Origin of the sequence: Paracoccus sp. S3-43 (genome assembly GCF_029027965.1) — a bacterium.
Taxonomy (GTDB): domain Bacteria; phylum Pseudomonadota; class Alphaproteobacteria; order Rhodobacterales; family Rhodobacteraceae; genus Paracoccus.
On the sequence record NZ_CP119082.1, the window covers coordinates 69,443 to 87,435 of the forward strand.

At 66.8% G+C, this 17,993-nt stretch carries 19 protein-coding genes; 11 read left to right on the forward strand and 8 right to left on the reverse strand.

The annotated features are described in order from the left end of the window. Positions 1-4: 4 nt before the first annotated feature. The 3 genes from mnmE to PXD02_RS00375 all read right to left on the reverse strand — a co-directional run bounded on the left by mnmE (position 5) and on the right by PXD02_RS00375 (position 3,123). Entirely contained in the window at positions 5-1,270 is a 1,266-nt protein-coding gene (gene mnmE, locus PXD02_RS00365) for a tRNA uridine-5-carboxymethylaminomethyl(34) synthesis GTPase MnmE (protein WP_275105013.1), read from the reverse strand. A 10-nt stretch (positions 1,271-1,280) separates the two neighbouring features. Then, positions 1,281-2,552, reverse strand: coding sequence for a transcription termination factor Rho (gene rho, locus PXD02_RS00370; protein ID WP_275105014.1), 1,272 nt, complete (start codon positions 2,550-2,552; stop codon positions 1,281-1,283). A 127-nt stretch (positions 2,553-2,679) separates the two neighbouring features. Beyond that, positions 2,680-3,123: a CopD family protein gene (locus tag PXD02_RS00375; protein ID WP_275106467.1), complete on the reverse strand. Its 444-nt coding sequence runs from the start codon at positions 3,121-3,123 to the stop codon at positions 2,680-2,682. 464 nt (positions 3,124-3,587) lie between these two features. Between PXD02_RS00375 and PXD02_RS00380 the strand changes: the two genes are divergently transcribed. The 4 genes from PXD02_RS00380 to PXD02_RS00395 are packed head-to-tail and all read left to right on the forward strand — an operon-like array spanning position 3,588 to position 6,656. Beyond that, positions 3,588-4,439 (forward strand): shikimate dehydrogenase, encoded by an 852-nt coding sequence (locus PXD02_RS00380; RefSeq protein WP_275105015.1) that lies wholly within the window; start codon positions 3,588-3,590, stop codon positions 4,437-4,439. Further along, a complete protein-coding gene (coaE, locus tag PXD02_RS00385; RefSeq protein WP_275105016.1) occupies positions 4,436-5,023 on the forward strand; it encodes a dephospho-CoA kinase in 588 nt (195 codons plus the stop codon). The genes PXD02_RS00380 and coaE overlap by 4 nt, the downstream gene beginning before the upstream one ends. Next, positions 5,016-5,717: a DNA polymerase III subunit epsilon gene (dnaQ, locus tag PXD02_RS00390; protein ID WP_275105017.1), complete on the forward strand. Its 702-nt coding sequence runs from the start codon at positions 5,016-5,018 to the stop codon at positions 5,715-5,717. Before coaE ends, dnaQ begins: the two co-directional genes overlap by 8 nt. A gap of 57 nt (positions 5,718-5,774) precedes the next feature. Next, positions 5,775-6,656: a YihY/virulence factor BrkB family protein gene (locus PXD02_RS00395; protein ID WP_275105018.1), complete on the forward strand. Its 882-nt coding sequence runs from the start codon at positions 5,775-5,777 to the stop codon at positions 6,654-6,656. A 32-nt stretch (positions 6,657-6,688) separates the two neighbouring features. Here PXD02_RS00395 and PXD02_RS00400 read toward each other — a convergent pair whose 3' ends face one another. Beyond that, entirely contained in the window at positions 6,689-7,495 is an 807-nt protein-coding gene (locus PXD02_RS00400) for a response regulator (protein ID WP_275105019.1), read from the reverse strand. Positions 7,496-7,592: 97 nt separating this feature from the next. On the opposite strand from PXD02_RS00400, the gene PXD02_RS00405 reads away from it, so the two are divergent. From PXD02_RS00405 to PXD02_RS00435, 7 genes are read left to right on the forward strand one after another with little or no spacing between them, the layout of a single operon-like run. Continuing rightward, positions 7,593-7,778, forward strand: a complete 186-nt coding sequence (locus PXD02_RS00405; RefSeq protein WP_275105020.1) for a NepR family anti-sigma factor — start codon at positions 7,593-7,595, stop codon at positions 7,776-7,778. A 4-nt stretch (positions 7,779-7,782) separates the two neighbouring features. Beyond that, positions 7,783-8,349, forward strand: a complete 567-nt coding sequence (locus tag PXD02_RS00410; RefSeq protein WP_275105021.1) for an RNA polymerase sigma factor — start codon at positions 7,783-7,785, stop codon at positions 8,347-8,349. 9 nt (positions 8,350-8,358) lie between these two features. Next, the gene (locus tag PXD02_RS00415) at positions 8,359-10,140 is read left to right on the forward strand and encodes a histidine kinase dimerization/phosphoacceptor domain -containing protein (RefSeq protein WP_275105022.1); all 1,782 of its coding nucleotides are present in this window, start codon (positions 8,359-8,361) and stop codon (positions 10,138-10,140) included. Positions 10,141-10,179: 39 nt separating this feature from the next. Then, on the forward strand, positions 10,180-10,860 hold the full coding sequence (locus PXD02_RS00420; protein ID WP_275106468.1) for a paraquat-inducible protein A: 681 nt from the start codon (positions 10,180-10,182) through the stop codon (positions 10,858-10,860). Next, a complete protein-coding gene (locus PXD02_RS00425; RefSeq protein WP_275105023.1) occupies positions 10,857-11,519 on the forward strand; it encodes a paraquat-inducible protein A in 663 nt (220 codons plus the stop codon). The genes PXD02_RS00420 and PXD02_RS00425 overlap by 4 nt, the downstream gene beginning before the upstream one ends. A gap of 7 nt (positions 11,520-11,526) precedes the next feature. Further along, a complete protein-coding gene (locus PXD02_RS00430) occupies positions 11,527-13,569 on the forward strand; it encodes a PqiB family protein (RefSeq protein ID WP_275105024.1) in 2,043 nt (680 codons plus the stop codon). Between the two features lies 1 nt (position 13,570). Next, entirely contained in the window at positions 13,571-14,203 is a 633-nt protein-coding gene (locus PXD02_RS00435) for a PqiC family protein (protein WP_275105025.1), read from the forward strand. Positions 14,204-14,292: 89 nt separating this feature from the next. On the opposite strand, the gene PXD02_RS00440 is transcribed toward PXD02_RS00435, so the two are convergent. From PXD02_RS00440 to PXD02_RS00455, 4 genes are all read right to left on the reverse strand, one after another. Continuing rightward, positions 14,293-14,757, reverse strand: a complete 465-nt coding sequence (locus PXD02_RS00440; protein WP_275105026.1) for a hypothetical protein — start codon at positions 14,755-14,757, stop codon at positions 14,293-14,295. Positions 14,758-14,911: 154 nt separating this feature from the next. Beyond that, the gene (locus PXD02_RS00445) at positions 14,912-16,666 is read right to left on the reverse strand and encodes a S8/S53 family peptidase (protein WP_275105027.1); all 1,755 of its coding nucleotides are present in this window, start codon (positions 16,664-16,666) and stop codon (positions 14,912-14,914) included. Further along, positions 16,663-16,887 carry a hypothetical protein gene (locus tag PXD02_RS00450; RefSeq protein ID WP_275105028.1) on the reverse strand — a complete coding sequence of 75 codons (225 nt, stop codon included), beginning with the start codon at positions 16,885-16,887 and terminating at the stop codon, positions 16,663-16,665. The genes PXD02_RS00445 and PXD02_RS00450 overlap by 4 nt, the downstream gene beginning before the upstream one ends. Further along, positions 16,878-17,954 (reverse strand): phosphatase PAP2 family protein, encoded by a 1,077-nt coding sequence (locus PXD02_RS00455; protein WP_275105029.1) that lies wholly within the window; start codon positions 17,952-17,954, stop codon positions 16,878-16,880. The genes PXD02_RS00450 and PXD02_RS00455 overlap by 10 nt, the downstream gene beginning before the upstream one ends. Positions 17,955-17,993: the final 39 nt, after the last annotated feature.

The following is a 17,993-nucleotide window of genomic DNA, read 5'->3' on the forward strand; positions in this document are numbered from 1 at the left end:
ACACCTATTTTCCGATGCAGAACGAGGTGAAGATGACATCCAGATAGTCTTCTGCACCGATTCTGCCAAGCAAACGATCCAGTGAACTGGCCGCACGGCGGATCGCTTCGGCTAATAATTCTGCGGGAAGATTCTCCACTACGGTCACCGCCTCCCGCGCTTCGATCAAGGCGCCCAACTGTCGCTGATGGCTTACCAAGCCGGCACCCGCCGTCCTGTCAGACAAAGCGTCAAACAGATCATTCAGCAAGCGGTCGATCCCCTCGCCCGTTACCGATGAGACGGACAAATCAGAGGAGATTCCCCCCAGATCCGCTTTACTGACCACCTTCAGATCGCCCGGCTGCCACAAAGACTCATCCACCGCCCCTGTTGGCGAAAGATGGATCCGCAGATCCGCTGCCAAGGCACGCCCGCGCGCGCGGTCTATCCCCAAGCTCTCGATTCTGTCCCGTGCATCACGCAGCCCGGCCGTATCCAGCAGGGTCACCGCCAATCCCCGCAAATCCAGCCGCAGTTCGATGATGTCGCGGGTGGTTCCCGCGATCTCGGACACCAAGGCTACCTCGCGGCGCGCTAGGCGGTTGATAAGGCTCGACTTGCCTGCATTCGGCGGACCGATGATCGCCACTTCGAAACCATTGCGGATCCGTTCCGCCGCGGCATATCCCTTGATCTGGCCGTCCAACTCCTCTCGGAACTTCGCCAGCAGATCAGAGACTTCCGCCGGGATCTCCTCGGGAACCTCCTCGTCGGCGAAATCGACGCTGCTTTCCACAAGCGCGCCTGCCCGGATCAGCAGGGATCGCCAGCCGTCGGCCTTGCGCGCCAGTTCGCCGCCGCTCATCCGCAAGGCCATGCGGCGTTGCGATTCGGTTTCGGCGGCCAGAAGATCGCCCAAGCCTTCGACTTCGGACAGGTCCATCTTGCCGTTCAGGAACGCCCGGCGTGTGAATTCCCCCGCCTCGGCCAGACGCAGGCCCAGGACTGTCAGGATCTGGCCCATGCGGCGAAGGATAACCGGCGCGCCGTGCAAGTGAATCTCGGCCACTTCCTCGCCGGTGAAGCTGCGGCCTGCCTCGAACCACATCACCAAGGCCCGATCAAGGATGTCGTCGCCGTCCCGAATATCGCGCAGATAGGCGCGGCGGGCAAAGGGAAGGGCGCCCGCCAGTCGTTCGGCGGCCGACCGCGCGCCGTCACCGCTGATCCGAATAATGGAAACGCCACCCCGCCCAGGCGGGGTGGCTTCGGCAAAGATCAGATCCATAGCGGCCCCGTCAGGCGTTCATCGAATCGAAGAATTCCGAATTGGACTTGGTCTGCTTCAGCTTGGAGATCAGGAACTCGATGGCGTCGGTGGTGCCCATCGGGTTCAGGATTCGGCGCAGTAGATAGGTTTTCTGCAAGTCCTTGGAATCGACCAGCAATTCTTCTTTCCGCGTTCCGGATTTCAGGATGTCCATGGCCGGGAAGACACGCTTGTCGGCCACCTTGCGGTCCAGCACGATCTCGCTGTTGCCGGTGCCCTTGAATTCCTCGAAGATCACCTCGTCCATCCGCGAGCCCGTGTCGATCAGCGCGGTCGCGATGATGGTCAGCGATCCGCCTTCCTCGATATTGCGCGCGGCACCGAAGAAGCGTTTGGGCCGCTGCAAGGCGTTCGCATCGACGCCGCCGGTCAGAACCTTGCCGGAACTGGGGACGACGGTGTTGAACGCCCTACCAAGCCTGGTGATCGAGTCCAAAAGGATCACAACATCTCGTTTATGTTCGACCAGCCTCTTGGCTTTCTCGATGACCATCTCGGACACCGCGACGTGACGGCTGGCCGGTTCGTCGAAGGTCGAGGACACGACCTCGCCCTTGACCGAGCGTTGCATGTCGGTGACTTCCTCGGGGCGTTCGTCGATCAGCAGCACGATCAGATAGCATTCGGGATGGTTGCGTTCGATCGAATGGGCGATGTTCTGCAACAGCACCGTCTTGCCGGTGCGCGGCGGCGCCACGATCAGCGACCGCTGGCCCTTGCCGATCGGCGCCACCAGGTCGATGATCCGGGCGGAACGGTCCTTCAGGGTCGGATCCTCGATCTCCATCTTCAGTCGCTCGTTCGGGTAAAGCGGCGTCAGGTTGTCGAAGGCAACCTTGTGGCGGGCCTTATCGGGGTCTTCGAAATTGATGCGTTCGACCTTGGTCAGGGCGAAGTAACGCTCATTCTCGCCGGGCGCGCGGATCACGCCTTCGACCGTATCGCCGGTGCGCAGGCTGTGCTGGCGGATCATCTCGGGGCTGACATAGATGTCGTCGGGGCCGGGCAGATAGTTGGCGGCCGTGGACCGCAGGAAGCCGAAACCGTCCTGCACGACCTCCAGCACGCCGTCGCCGCCGATGTCGAAGCCTTCCTCGGCATGTTCCTTGAGGATCGAGAACATCATCTCGCCCTTGCGCATGGTCGAGGCGTTCTCGATCTCCCATTCCTCGGCCAGGGACAGCAGTTCGGCCGGGCTTTTGGCCTTGAGTTCGGACAGGTTCAGACGTTCTTCGGACATGATGGCACCGCAATCGCGCGCGGCATGGCCGCACGGCTGGTCAAGATACAGATCGGGAATCCCCGTGCCGGACGGCCGGGCTTGGTGGTCACATAGACAACGGCGGCGCCCGAGTCAATCGTGGCGGTCAGAACTTGACGATCACCGACAGCACGATCCCCGCCATCAGCAGGGTCGGCACCTCGTTCATCATGCGATAGCGCCGTCCGGGATGGCCCTGCCCCGCCAGCAGGACGCGCCGTTGACCGGCGCACCACATGTGAAACCAGGTCATGCCCAGCACGCAGGCGGCCTTGGTCCAGGGCCAGACCATCGACCAGTCGACGATGCCCGGCGTCAGCACCAGGGCCAGCCCGCTGATCCAGGTGGCGATCATCACCGGGTTCATGATCAGCCGCAGCAGCTTCTGTTCCATGATGATCAGGCTGCTGGCGGGTTCCGGCCCCTGACCGCGTTCGACGTGATAGACGAACAGCCGGGGCAGGTAGAACAGCCCGGCCATCCAGGAGATCACCGCCATGACGTGAAACGCCTTGGCATAGGGATAGATCACCGAAAGCCCGTCCAGCATCGCCATTCTTCTTCTTAAATAGAAAAGAAAGATAAAGGATGATGTTGATGTAGGGCCTGTGGACAGCGGGATAAAGCGGAAATCCAACGATTCGTCCCCGGATCCGCCGGATGTGGATAATTCCGGGAAGATTACGAAAAAAATTTAAGTACCTAAAGATTTTCAAAAAGTTAAGATGTGGATAAGTCTGTGGAGACGGGTGCTGCTGCGGCGTTCTCCACAGATCCGCGGCGGCGGGCGGGGCAGTTATGCACCTGGGGACGCAACACCCGCGTTCGTCGGACGTTCCGGCTGGGATTTCACCCCGGCCCGCGGCGCCCCATCCTGCCCCCATGATTCGACCCGATTCCCCCCGGATCTTATCCACAGGCAGGATGGCCACACTGGGCATCCCCTTGCAAAAGGATGCTTTTTTTCGGGGGCGGGGCGGCCTAGGCTGGACGGCAAGCCAAGGGATGCCTGCCATGACCGACGATCAGCCCAGCCGACCCGCCCATGTCCCGCTTGCCGGAGTGATCGGGATGCCCATCGCCCATTCCCGGTCGCCGCGCCTGCACGGCCATTGGCTGCGCCGTTACGGGATCGCCGGGCATTACATCCCCATGCCGGTGATGCCCGAACACCTGGCCGAGGTTCTGCGCGCCCTGCCCCGCCTGGGCTTCGTCGGTATCAACGTGACGATCCCGCACAAGGAAGCCGTGCTGACCCTGGCCGATGCCGTCACCGACCGGGCGGCGCTGATCGGCGCGGCGAACACGCTGATCTTCCGGCCCGACGGCAAGATCCATGCCGACAATACCGACGGCTATGGCTTCATTGCCAACCTGCGCCAGAACGCGCCCGACTGGCAGCCCGATGCCGGGCCTGCGGCGATCATCGGCGCGGGGGGCGCGGCGCGGGCGGTGGTCGCCTCGCTTCTGGACAGCGGCGTCAAGGAATTGCGCATCACCAACCGCACCCGGATCCGGTCCGAACAGATCAAGGCGGAATTCGGGGCGCGGCTGGTCGTCTATGACTGGGCGCAGGCGGGCAACATGCTGGAAGGCGCGGCGACCGTGGTCAACGCGACGTCCCTGGGGATGGAGGGCAAGCAGCCGCTGCGCGTGCCGCTGGACGCGCTGTCGCCGGCCGCCCTGGTCACGGATCTGGTCTATACGCCGCTGATGACGCCATTCCTGCTGGACGCCCAGGCGCGGGGCTGCCGGGTGGTGGACGGGCTGGGGATGCTGCTGCACCAGGCCGCGCCGGGCTTCGAACGCTGGTTCGGCCGCCGCCCCGAGATTGACGAAGAAACCCGCAGGGTCGTGCTGGAATGAGTTTCCGGCTGGGCCTGACCGGCAGCATCGGCATGGGCAAGTCTACCACGGCGCAGATCTTCCGCGACCTGGGCCATCCGGTCTGGGACGCGGACCAGGCCGTGCATCGCCTGTATGCGCCCGGCGGCGCGGCGGTCGGGCCGGTGGCGGCGGCTTTTCCGGCGGCGCTGCGGGACGGCGGCATCGACCGCGCGGCGCTGAAGGCCGTGATCGCGGGCGACCCGGCCGCCCTGGACCGGCTGTCGGCCATCGTCCATCCGATCGTCGCGGCGGATCGCGAGGCGCATGTCGCCCGCCACGCCGATGCGCCGCTGGTCGTTCTGGATATTCCGCTGCTTTACGAAAACGGTTATCAGGCGCTGATGGACGGCGTGGCGGTGGTCTCGACGGATGCCGACACGCAGCGGCGGCGGGTGCTGGCGCGGCCGGGCATGACGGACGACCTGCTGGCCCTGATCCTGTCGCGGCAGATGCCGGATGCGGACAAGCGGGCGCGGGCCGACTGGATCATCCCGACCGACAGCCGCCATGCCGCGCGCCGCGCCGTCGACCATATCGTGAAGGAGATCGCCGCCCGTGCGTGAGATCGTGATGGACACCGAAACGACCGGCTTCGACGCGGACAAGGACGACCGCATCGTCGAAATCGGCGGGATCGAGCTTTTCAACCACCTGCCCACCGGCCGGACCTATCACGTCTATATCAACCCCGAACGTCCCATGCCCCCCGACGCGTTCGAGGTGCATGGCCTGGGCGACGACTTCCTGCGCGACAAGCCGAAATTCGCCGAGATCGTTCAGGACTTCGTGGCTTTCATCGGCGAGGATTCCCGGCTGGTGATCCACAATGCCAGCTTCGACATGAAATTCCTGAATGCCGAACTGCGCCGCCTGGGCCGCCCCGCCCTTCCCTGGTCGCGCGCCCTGGACACCCTGGCCTTGGCGCGAGAGAAATTCCCCGGCTCGCCCGCCTCGCTGGACGCGCTGTGCCGCCGTTTCGGCGTCGACAACTCGAACCGGCAGCGGCACGGGGCGCTGCTGGACAGCGAGCTTCTGGCCGAGGTCTATCTGGAGCTGATCGGCGGCAGGCAGCCCGACCTGGTGCTGGACCAGCCCGCGTTGGGCGGCGTGGTCGCCGGACCCCAGGGCGCCGGCGGCCCGCGCCATCCCCGCCCGGCGCCGCTGCCTTCGCGCCTGACCCCGGCCGAGGCCGCGGCCCATGCCGAATTTGTCGCACGTCTGGGGGAAAGCGCGGTCTGGGCGCGATATGGCGGTTGACAGATCCGCCTGCCGGTGACGCCATGACCTTGGGCTGACACAAGGACGGCGGTGCCGATGCTGCGAGAAATCTGGTCCTTCTGGGCGGCCGTTTTCGAACGCATGGACAAGATCCATATGGGCCTGATCGCCGCGGGCGTGGCCTTTTATGCCATGTTCGCCGTCTTTCCGGGCCTTGCCGCGATCCTGGCGCTGTGGAGCCTGTGGTTCGATCCGAACGTGATCATGACCTATATGGACGTGGCGCATGAATTCCTGCCCGATGGCGCCGCCGACCTGATCGACGCGCAGGTGCTGTCGCTGACCTCGACCGGGCGCACCTCGGTCGGCTGGACGTCCTTCGTGTCCTTCATGGTCGCGACCATCGCCGCCCGCGCCGGGGTCGAGGCGGTGGTGGGGGGGCTGAACGCCGCCTATGGGGTGCGCGGCCATTCGACGATCTTCGGCTTCGTGCTGGCCTATGCGCTGACCCTGGCCATCGTCGGCATTTCGCTGGCCGGGCTTGCCACCATCGTGATCGTGCCGATCCTTCTGAATTTCCAGGTCTTCGAGCAGGTGCGCGGCTGGCTGGTGGCGGGCCTGCCCTGGGGGGCGATGTTCCTGCTGGTGGTCCTGGGGATCGGCATCCTGTATCGCTATGGCCCGAACGTGAAGACACCGCGCACCCCGGTCTTTACCTGGGGGGCGCTCTTCGCGGCGATCCTGTGGGCGGCGGCCTCGGTCGCCTTCTCGGCCTATCTCAGCAGCTTCAACAGCTATAACCGGATTTACGGATCCATCGGCACGGTGGTGGCGCTGCTGATGTGGTTCTATCTGGCCGGGTTTTCGGTGCTGCTGGGGGCGCTGATCAATGTCGAACTGGCCCGCCGCCGCCGCATCCGCGCCGCGCGCGAGGCGCGGGCATCGCTGCTGGCGGATGCGAAAAAGACGGCGGAATGACCCGCCGCCTTTTGTCTGCGCAAAAAGACGGATCAGGCCGCGTCCAGCCCTTCGGTCGAGGAAAAGAACATCGCCTGGCTGACGGCCGAGCGGACCTGTTCCTCGGTATAGGGTTTCGAGATCAGGAAGGCCGGTTCGGGCCGTTCGCCGGTCAGCAGCCGTTCCGGGAAGGCGGTGATGAAGATCACCGGAATGTCGCCCAGGTCGCCCAGCAGTTCGTTCACCGCGTCGATGCCCGACGATCCGTCGGCCAGCTGGATATCGGCCAGGATCATATCCGGGCGCGACTGGCCCGCCAGTTCGATGGCGGCGGTATGGGTGCGGGCCACGCCCGTCACCTCGTGGCCCATGGCCTGCACGATGCCCTTCAGGTCCATGGCGATGATCATCTCGTCCTCGATCACCATGACCTTGCCGCGCAGCGACGCGCCCATTTCCGACAGGGCGATCTGGACCAGTTCCTCGGCCTCGGCCTGGTCGATCTGCATGACGCGGGCGATCTGGTCATAGCGCAATTCCTCGATCGTGCGCAGCAGCAGCGCCTCGCGGGAATTGGCGGTCAGGCCCCGGAGGTGGTCCTGCGCCCGCGCCTCGCGCGCGGTGCGGTCGGCATCGTCGATGGGCTGGCCCGAGCTTTGCCAGATCGCATGGAAGGTGCGGAACAGGCCGATGCGGATATCCTCCTCGGCCTCGAGGACAGAGCGGTCCGACAGGATGGCTTCCAGGGTGGCTGCGGCATAATTGTCACCGGCGTGCTGGCTGCCTGTCAGCGCACGCGCATATCGCCGCAGATAGGGCAGCTCGCGCCCGATGGACTGGGCAAGGTCGGCAGACGACATGTTTCACATCCTTCGAATTTCACATATTGTGCGGAACCTGTCCTAACCCCTACAGGTTGGTCAACGTGCGCACAAGATTACCGGGACTAACAAAAGAATGACACCGAAGCGAGATGACCGTCGCAAGGCGGCAGTCGAGAAGCAGATCGACGAAAACTTGCGTCGCGCCTTTGAACAGGACACGACCGAAGACATTCCCGACCGTTTTCTTGCTCTTCTCGAACAACTGCGCCAGCAGAGTGACCCATTTCCAAAAGCGACGACCCGCGACGGTGGACGGTGACAGGATGAAGACTTCCACGACCATTGATCCGCGCGATCAGCTGGTGGACCATTTGCCGGCCCTGCGCGCCTTTGCCTTGTCGCTGACCCGCGAAGGCGCAGGCGCCGACGATCTGGTCCAGGACACCATCGTCAAGGCCTGGACCAACATGGACAAGTTCCAGCCGGGCACCAACCTGCGGGCCTGGCTGTTCACGATCCTGCGCAACACCTTCTATTCCGCGCGCCGCAAGACCAAGCGCGAGGTCAGCGACAGCGACGGCATCCACGCCGCGCGCCAGGCCACGCGCCCCGACCACGACGGGCGGCTGGCGCTCAAGGATTTCCGGACGGCGTTCCAGCAACTGCCGGACGAACAGCGCGAAGCCCTGATCCTGGTCGGCGCCTCGGGCTTTTCCTACGAGGAAGCGGCGGACATGACCGGCGTGGCCATCGGCACCGTCAAGTCGCGGGCCAATCGCGGGCGGCGCAAGCTGGCCGAACTGCTGCACATGGAAAACGGCGAGGATCTGGACATGACCGATCAGGCCACCCGTGCCGTGATGGCGTCCAGCCACACCATCGCCCGCTAGGCGGCGCCGGTGTTCCGGCGGATCAGCGATCGGCTGGATTTCACGCGCAAGCTGGGATTCCGGCTGGGCGCCCTTCTGTCGGTGGCGATCCTGCCGCTGGGGCTGATCTCTCTGATCCAGAACTTCAGCCTGGTGCGCGAGGCCGAGCGCGGGGTCGAACTGGCCCTGCTGGGGCGCACCTCCTCGGCCGCGGCGGGGGAACGGGCACTGCTGCAAAGCGCGCTGGGATCGGCCGACGCGCTTGGCCCTGCGGTGCTGGAATCGCTGGACCGGCCGCAGGACTGCGCCGACCTGATGCGGAATTTCATCGAACGCAGCGCCACCTATGTCTTTGCGGGATTCGTGCCGCTGGACGGGATCAGCATCTGCAATTCGTCTGGCGCGGACCAGCCAGTCGATTTCACCCAGTCCGAAGGATACAAGCGGTTCATGGAAGAACCCGGAACGCTGGTCACCTCGCTCCATGCCGGGACCGTGACCCAGCGTCCGGTGGTGCTGGTGACGCAGCCCCTGTATCGCGACCGGCAGATGCTGGGCTATATCGGCCTGACGCTGACCACCGAGCTGCTGCGGTCGACCCACAACATCACCTTCGGCACCGAGGGCGCGCGCATCGTGACCTTCAACCATCGGGGCGAAATCCTGACCTCGGACAGCGATGCCCAGATCTCGACCCGGGACATCCTGCCGCAGAACGTGAACCTGGTCGATCTGCTGTCGCGCACGGAAACCACCTTCAAGGCGCATGCGGGCAACGGGCAGACGCGCACCTTCACGGTGGTCCCCGCCGTTCCGGGGCTGGTCTATGCGCTGGGAAGCTGGTCGCCCCGGACCGCCAGCGTCGGCCTGTTCCAGCTGTCGCGGCTGGGCGCGGTGACGATCCCCGTGGCCCTGTGGCTGGTATCGCTGGCGGTGGCCTATTTCGCGGTCTTCCGCATGGTGCTGCGTCACATCACCGTCCTGCGATCACAGATGCGCCGCTTCGCCATCGGCAACCGCACCACACCGCCGCCCGTGCTGTCCGACGCCCCGACCGAGATCTTCGATGTCAGCCAGACCTTCCACAACATGGCCCGGATCCTGATCCGCGACGAGGAAGCGATGGAGGAGGCGGTCGCCGAAAAGACCGTCCTGCTGAAAGAGGTTCACCACCGCGTCAAGAACAACCTGCAACTGATCGCCTCGATCATCAACATGCAAAGCCGGGTGATCGACGATCCCGATGCCAAACGCGTGCTGCGGTCGGTCCAGGATCGGGTCGCGGCCCTGGCGACGATCTATCGCAACCTTTATCAGGCCGAACATCTGGACGCGGTCGAGGCCGGGCGGCTGATCTGCGACATCGTGAACCAGATGGTCAGCGCCTCGGTCGAGCCGGGCAGCGATCTGCGCGTCGAGACCCAGATCGAGGCCCTGGTCCTGCTGCCCGACCAGGCCGTGCCCCTGTCCCTGCTGGCGACCGAGGCCTTCACGAATGCGCTGAAATACGCGGGCGCCGCCCCCGGCCAGGATGCGCCCTGGGTCAGGATCAGCCTGACCTCTCCGGCGCCGGGGCGGGGGGTGCTGGAGATCGCGAATTCCATCGACCAGACCGACAAATCGGGCGGCACCGGCCTTGGCAGCCAGTTGATCGAGGCTTTCACGACCCAGTTGGAGGGTCAGGCCACCACCGGGGTCGAGGGCGACAGCTTCGTGCTGCGGCTGGAATTCGCGGTCCAGGCGGGCAATGTCGCGGCGGACGGACGCAATGTGGTGCTGACCTCGGCCGCGCGGGCGGGCGCGCGGCATTGACCGCTTGCGCAGGCAGGGCGGGGCATTATCTTGGCAGGCATGGACGCGCGGGACGGCATTGATCTGACGACCGGACGGGGGCTGATGGCCTGCCCGCGCTGCGATGCCCTGCATGTCGAGGAAGAGCTGCAACCCGGCGAAACCGCGCGCTGCATCCGTTGCGGCTTCGTGTTGGCCAAGCCGCGCGCCGGAGCCTTCGTGCAGCTGATCGCGCTGTCCTTCACGTCGATGGTGCTGATGATGGGGGCGGTGTTCTTTCCGTTCCTGGAGATCTCGCGGATGGGGTTCGGCAATGCCACATCCTTGTTCGGGGTGGGCATGGCCTTTGCCGACGGGGTGCTGCTGCCCCTGGTGCTGGCGGTGATGGTGATGATCGTCGGCCTGCCGGTGCTGCGGGCCTTCCTGCTGGTCTATACGCTGACCCCGCTGGCCCAGGGCCGGCCGCCTTACCGCCACGCGGCGCGGGCCTTTCGCTGGTCCGAACTGATGCGCCCCTGGTCCATGGCCGAGATCTTCGTGATCGGCACCGCCGTCGCCCTGATCAAGGTCGCGGGGCTGGCGACGGTGCATCTTGGCCCCGCCTTCTGGGCGTTCTGCGCGCTGATCCTGGTCAACCTCGCCTCGCGCGGGTTCATGTGCCAGACGACCATCTGGGACGCGATCGAGGATGCGGGCCTGCATACCGACGGGCGCGAAATGGCCGGGAGCCGCGTTTCGTGACCGAAGACAGCGCCCCGATCCCGACCGCGCATCGCGCAGGCCTGCTGGGCTGCCGGTCCTGCGGCCGCGTCTGGCCGCAGGACCGGACGACCTGCGACCGCTGCGGCGCGGATCTGGTGCCGCCCGACCGGCGGGGCCTGCAAAAGGTCTGGGCCTGGTGGGCCGCCGGACTGATCATGTATGTCCCCGCCAACCTGTTCCCGATGATGCGCACCCAGACCTTCGCCGGCCTGCAAGGCAGTTCCGAGGCGACGATCCTGCAAGGCGTGGTCGAGCTGATCCATTACGGCAATTACGACATCGCCATTATCGTCTTCGTCGCCTCGGTGATCGTGCCGGTGGCCAAGTTCCTGGCGATCGCCTGGCTGGCCACCGTCGCCGGGCGTCCCGCCACCGTCGAACAGGCCCATGCCCGGCTGAAGATCTATGAGGTGGTGGAATTCATCGGCCGCTGGTCGATGATCGACGTGTTCGTGGTGGCGATCCTGTCGGCCCTGGTGCAACTGGGCTTCGTCGCATCCATCCATCCCGGCCCGGCCGCCGTGTCCTTCGCGCTGTCTGTTGCCTTCACCATGCTTTCCGCGCAAAGCTTTGATCCAAGATTGATCTGGCGCGGGCTTCCGCTGCGCAGCCGGACGGGATCCCAGGGGCAGGACTGACACCGCGATGACCGACACGCCGCCGCCGCTGAGACCGGCAAGCCCCGTGCGCAAGACCGCCGCGCGCGCCGCCCAGGCCGGGATCAACGTCATCTGGGTGGTCCCGATCATCGCCCTGATCGTGACGCTGGGCATCGCCTGGAACGCCTATGCCGACCGGGGCGCGGTGATCGAGGTCGAATTCACCGATGCGACCGGCGTGACGCCCGGCGAAACCGCGCTGCGGTTCCGGGAAATCACCGTGGGCCAGGTCGAATCCGTCAGCTTCACCTCGGATCTGTCGCGGGTGGTGGTCAAGATCCGCGTGGACAAGGATGTCGCCCCCTATATCGACGCCGAGACGTCGTTCTGGATCGTCCGCCCGCAGGTCACGGCCCAGGGGGTGACGCGCCTGGACACGGTGCTGACCGGATCCTTTATCGAAGGCTATTGGGACGCGAACGTGACCACGCCCCAGGATCATTTCCTCGGGCTGGAACGCGCGCCGCTGATCCGCGTGGACACGCCGGGCACCCAGGTCACGCTGTCGATGGAAAATGCCGACGGCATCAGCGAGGGCGCGCCGGTCCTGTATCGCGGCGTCCAGGTCGGGCGGATGGAAAACCTGCGGCTGGCCGATACCGAGGATCAGGTCATCGCCGACGCCTTCATCGAGGCGCCGCATGACAAGCGGCTGACCACCTCGACCGTGTTCTGGGACACGTCGGGCTTTTCGTTGTCGCTGGGTGCGTCGGGCGTGTCCTTCAACGTGAACTCGCTGTCCTCGGTCCTGCAAGGCGGCGTCGCCTTCGACACGCTGGTCAGCGGCGGCCGCCCGGTCGAGCCGGGCCATGTCTATACCCTGCAACCCGACGAGGAGACCGCCCGCAACGACATCCTGGCCAGTGAGAGTGGCGAGCCGCTGCGCATCGCCATGCTGATCGACGATTCCCTGCAAGGGCTGGCCAAGGGCGCGGATGTGCAGTTCCAGGGCCTGCGGGTGGGCCAGGTCACCGATCTGGCGGTGACGCTGGACCAGCCCGAGGGAGAGATCCGGCAGGCCGTGACCCTGGCGATCTCGCCCGTGCGGCTGGGCCTGGGCGCCGAGGCCACGCCCGAAGACGCGCTGGCCTTCCTGCAACAGGCGGTGGCCGACGGGCTGCGCGCGCGCGTCGCCAGCGCCGGGTTCCTGGGCACCTCGCTGAAGGTCGAACTGGTCGAAATTCCGGATGCCGAACCGGCCAGCATCGACCTGGCGGCCGAACCGAACCCGATCATTCCTTCGGTCGCGGGCGAACTGGACGATTTCAGCGCCAGCGCCCAGGGATTCATGGCCCGCATCGGCAACCTGCCGTTCGAGGAGGTGCTGCGGTCGGCCACCGACATGATGAACAGCATCACCGACATCGCCAGTTCCGACGACACCCGCGCCATTCCCGAAGCCCTGCGGCAGACGCTGGACCAGACGCGCGGCGCCGCGACCGATATCGGCAGCATGGCCCGCGACCTGCGCGACAGCGGCACCGCGGAAAACATCGCCCGCCTGGTCGAGGAAGCCGCCGCCGCCGCCGAGGCAGTCAAGCTGGCCGCCGCCGATGCCCCCGCGATGGTCGAACAGATCGACGCGGCGGCGGCGGCGGTCGAAGACTTCAACTTCTCGGAAATCAGCGCCCAGGCCGAAGGTATCCTGGCCGACCTGCGCGCCATGCTGGGCAGCGAGGATGCCGAACAACTGCCGCGCAACCTGTCCGACACGCTGCAAGCCGCCTCCGGCCTGCTGAACGACCTGCGCGACGGCGATGCGGCGGGCAGCCTGAACGACGCCCTGGACAGCGCCAGCACCGCCGCCGACCAGGTGGCGCAATCCGTTCAGCGCCTGCCGCAGCTGATCCAGCGGCTGGAGGCGACGGCGGCACGGGCGGACGGGGTGCTGGCCTCCTATGGCGACCGTTCGGCCTTCAACACCGAGGCGATCAACATGCTGCGCGAACTGCGCCGCGCGACGGCGGCCTTCGGGTCGCTGGCCCGGCTGATCGAACGCAACCCCCGCGCCTTCATTCTGGGACGATGACATGACCCACCGCCTGCCGCTTGCCCTTGCCTGCCTTGGCCTTCTGGGGCTGTCCGCCTGTTCCGACCCGGAAAAGACCGCGCGTTACCTGATCGACCCGCCGGCCACGGGGGGGCAGGTGCCCAACCGCCTGGGCAGCGCCGAACTGAAGGATGTGTCGCTGCCCGAATACGCCTCGGCGCAAGAGGTCGCCTTCCAGACCCAGGACGGCGCCGTCCGGTCGAACCCCGACAGCCTGTGGGCCGACAACCCGCAGCGCGCCTTCACCCAGTCGCTGGCGCGCGCCATTTCGGACGTCTCGGGCGCGACGGTGATCGGCGAGCCCTGGCCCCTGGCCGAACCGCCCCAGCGGGTGCTGGAGGTCCGCGTCGAAAAGGCCCTGGCCCAGGCCAACGGCGTCTATCGCCTGTCGGGGCGCTATTTCGTGGGGGACGAGGCCAGCGGGGGGGCGAACCACGCCCGCAGCTTTGATATTTCCGTGCCGATGGGATCGTCCAGCCCGGCGGCCTCGGCTGCGGCGGCGTCGTCGGCCATCACGCTGCTGGCCCAGCAGATCGCCACCCTGTCAGGTCCGGGCCGCACCATCGCCACCACCGCCCCCGCCGATCCCTTCGCCCTGGATCCCCTGTTCTGAGGGGCAGGAAAATCTGAGGGCAGAAAAAAATTTGGCGGATGGCCCGGAAACCATCCGCCAAACAACCCGCAAGGGACAGGGAACACCGTTTAAACAGAGGGACTTGGCGGGTTATCCCGATCCCGGTAATCGCCGGGGCGGGATGCAGGGTCGCAGTCCGGATCGGCGCGACCCATGACGCGCACGATGACCGGCAGCACGAACCGGTCGAAACAGGCCCGGTCGGGCGCGAAGGCACCGGGACGCCCGACGCCTCCGCAATCTTCGCAATCCTCGATGCCGCCCCAGCAATTCGGGCAGGCACCCAGGGCGCAGGCCAGCATCTCGACATGATCGACAAGAAGCCGGTTCTCCTGCTCGAGCCGCCGGAACGCGGCCCAGGTGGGACGGTCGGCCTCGGCGAGAGGAGCGCCGATTCCTGATCGTCCCGGCACCGCCACCGTCAGGTCGTCGGGCGTCTGGACCGGCGCATTCCGCGCACCCCCCGGCCCACCGCCCAGAAGCTGAAGCGCGGCGATCACGTTGTTGAAATTCGGAATTGTGTCACCCGGCATGTCGTTCTTTCCTCCTGCTGCTGCCAAGCGAGGCGTCACCCCGTGCGACCGATGATCGGTTACAATGGAATCACTCTGGGCCGGGGCCGTGAAACGGGCGTGAATCCCGGCGGGCCTGTTCGCCCGGAAAAGCGTGAAAAACGCGGGGCGGGGGTCAGTATTCGTGAAAACGCGCCGGAAAATCGACCAGCGGCGTCGGCGCGGGCCGGGCCGACTGGCTTTCCGCCAGGCGGCGAATCGCGGCGCGGCTGTCCAGCACCTTGCCCTGGGACAGTTGCAGGGCCATCCATCGCGCCAGTTGTGGCGCGGCCAGCGAGGTGCCCGAGGACAGGGCAAAGCTGCCGCTGTCGCGCCCGCGCACGATCATGCGGGCATTGTTCACCGCCTGATCGACCGGCGCCAGGCAATCGCCCGGCTGCGTGTCGTTCAGCAGCGCGGTCGGCACCGTCGCCCGTTCGTCCCGCCGACAGGCCGATCCGCCCCGCAGCGGCCAGTCGCCGGTGGCATAGGTGTTGACCGTATCGGTGCGGATCGCCAGGGGATCGCCGCCGTTCTGGGCATCCGTCAGGATCGGGAATCCCCTTGCGTCCCAGTTGCGATAGGCGGGATCGTGGAACCAGCTTTGCAGCGCGCCCCGGCGAAAGCCCCGGATCACCGCGTCGCGCTGCGCGGACAGGTCATAGATGCCCTCGGGCGTCCCCTCGGCGATCTGGATCCGCCATTCGCCGGGCGGCGCGAAGGGCTCGCCCAGTCGTTCGGGGCAGGTGGGCAGGGCGATCACCACGATGCCGTCGCGCCACCGCCCGTCGCGCAGATGGTGCGGCGTGTAATAGGCGCGCGCCAGCGGCCGGCCGTCCGGGCCAGACAGGACCGAATATTGCCAGGGCAGGGTCAGGGCCGTCGTGGCGGGCGCCAGACCCGGCGCCGTCAGGGTGATCTGCACGTCGCCGCGGGGGGCGTGATCCTGGGGCGGACCCCAGATCTCGATCGCGTTGAAGGTGGTGTCGCCGGGCGGCAGGCGCCAGCCGATCTGCTGGCCGGGCCGCAGCCGGGCGCGCAGCCGGTCCTGCCGGTGATTGCCCGAGGGCAGCACGAAACGCACCGGTCCCAGATCGGCCGCCTGCCGGGCAGAGACCGCGTCCATGAACCGTTCGATCAGCGTGGATCCGTCGCGCGGCCCGGCGGTCAGGCCCAGGCTGATATTGATCACCACCGGCAGCCGGACCGACCCGTGTGGAAGCCCGCCCCGCCGTTCGATGAACCGGCACAGGCGGCGGGCGCGGGTGATGATGAACAGGATCCCCGTCAGGATCGGCAGCGGCGCCAGCACGCCCGAGGAATCCGCCGTGATCCGGGGCGGCAGGCAGACCGCGATCAGCGGATGGTTCCGCGCCCGGCTGTCGGATGGATCGAAGCCCGCCGCCAGCGTCGCCACCGCCGCGCCATGGCCGGTTTCGAACGCGCCCGACGGAATGGCCGGGCGGGCCAGATCCACCGCCCCGGTCAGGCGATAGATCGCATCCTCGCCCGGCAGATCGCCGGTGGCGGCGCGGGCCAGCAGATCCGACAGTTCGGCCCCCCGCCATTCGGCGCCCGACGGCAGGTCGCCGCCCCGGTCCGCCCGGAACCGCGCATCCTGCAACCAGACCGAGGCCGTCCGCGACAGGTTCCCCGGCAGCGTGAACCGCTGGTGGACAAAGGGGATCGCGTCGTCGATCACCCCGATGATGCAGCCGGCCCTGGGATCGGGCAGCGCCTGGGGCGACAGGAACTCCCAGGCGGGATCGTCCAGATCCGGGCTTTGCCAGTCGCGATCGACGGGATTGGCGGACCCTTGCGACAGCACGCCGGCCGGGTCGTCCAGGAAGTCCCGGAACGCGGACAGGATGGCCATGGCCAGGGCCGTCATTCGAAGCTCTGCCGGATCAGGGCCTGCACCGCCCGTTCCATCTGTCCGGGCAGATCCGCGCCCGCGTCGGGCCCGTGATCCTCGCGGTGCGGCGCCTCTCCTCGTTCCGCGCGCAGATCATGGACGTAATGCAGATAGGGCGACATGCCGGTCCGCAGGCTGTCATAGGCGGCGCGCGGTTCGGACCAGCGGGCGGGGGGCGGATCGCGCTTCAGCTCCATCGATTCTGCCACTCCTGCCGGGCGCGCTGGCACAAGGCCCGCCACAGGGGGGCGGCGCGGGCGGCTGTCCTGTCATCGCCGAACCGGGTCGACGGATCGTCGCCGTTCATCATCTGGTCCAGGATCTCGGCATGGAAATCGCGCGGTTCCGCCTGGTTGCTGAACAGGCCGCCGTCGAATTCCGCCGACCCCACGGTGCCGCCCAGCCCCCGCGCCATGACATAGCGCCCAAGCTGGATGCCCAGCACCGCGCCCGAGGCGCTGTCGGCGGGGAAATGCACGCCCGCCACCGTCCGGTTGACCGCGATGCGGCAGGCCAGGCGATAGATCTGATGGTCGGGCTTCACCTGCGCATCCGGATCGGCCAGCAGCGACAGCATGGTCGCCAGCGTGAAGATCTGCGTCGCATGGCCGCTGGGCAGCGTGGGATGGGCCGGTTCGGGGATCAGCGGCTGGATGCGGTCGCTGAACTGGTTCGGCCGGGGGCAGCCAAGCGCCAGCTTGACGCGCATCACCACGGGCGTGACCAGATCCAGCCCCACCTCCAGCATCTCGGCCAGGGCCGGGTTGCGGACGGGGTCGAGCGGCAGGATGCTGGACAGGAAGGGGATCAGGTGGCGTTGCTGGGCCAGGATCTCGGTCAGGCGGTCCGCGCGCAGTTCGGCATAGGCGGCCACCAGCGGCGCGGCCTGGCTGAAATCCGCAAGGCCGGGCCGGACGATCCGGGCCAGGGGCACATGATCGACGGGATCCCCGGTCTTGCGCCGCGACAGCGCCACCGCCCGCGCCGTCTTGCCTGGCGGGGCGTCGTCTTCAGAGACGAAGACAAGATCCTCCAGCAATTCCGAGATCATGACGGCATTGCGGTATTCGCGCGCCAGGCGGGGCAGGCGGGCGGCCAGGTCCAGTTCGCCAGCCTGGAAGGGGTCGGGCGTGACGATTTCCGTGCCCGAGATGGCATCGCGCGACCGCATCAGGGCGGCGGCCAGCAGCGCTTCGTCGGAGGTCTGGCCTGCGGCATTCGCGGCTTGGCCGTGCTGACCATGCTGGCCGTGTTGCAGGGACATGACGGAACCTCGCCGACTGGGAATCGAAAACGCTGTATC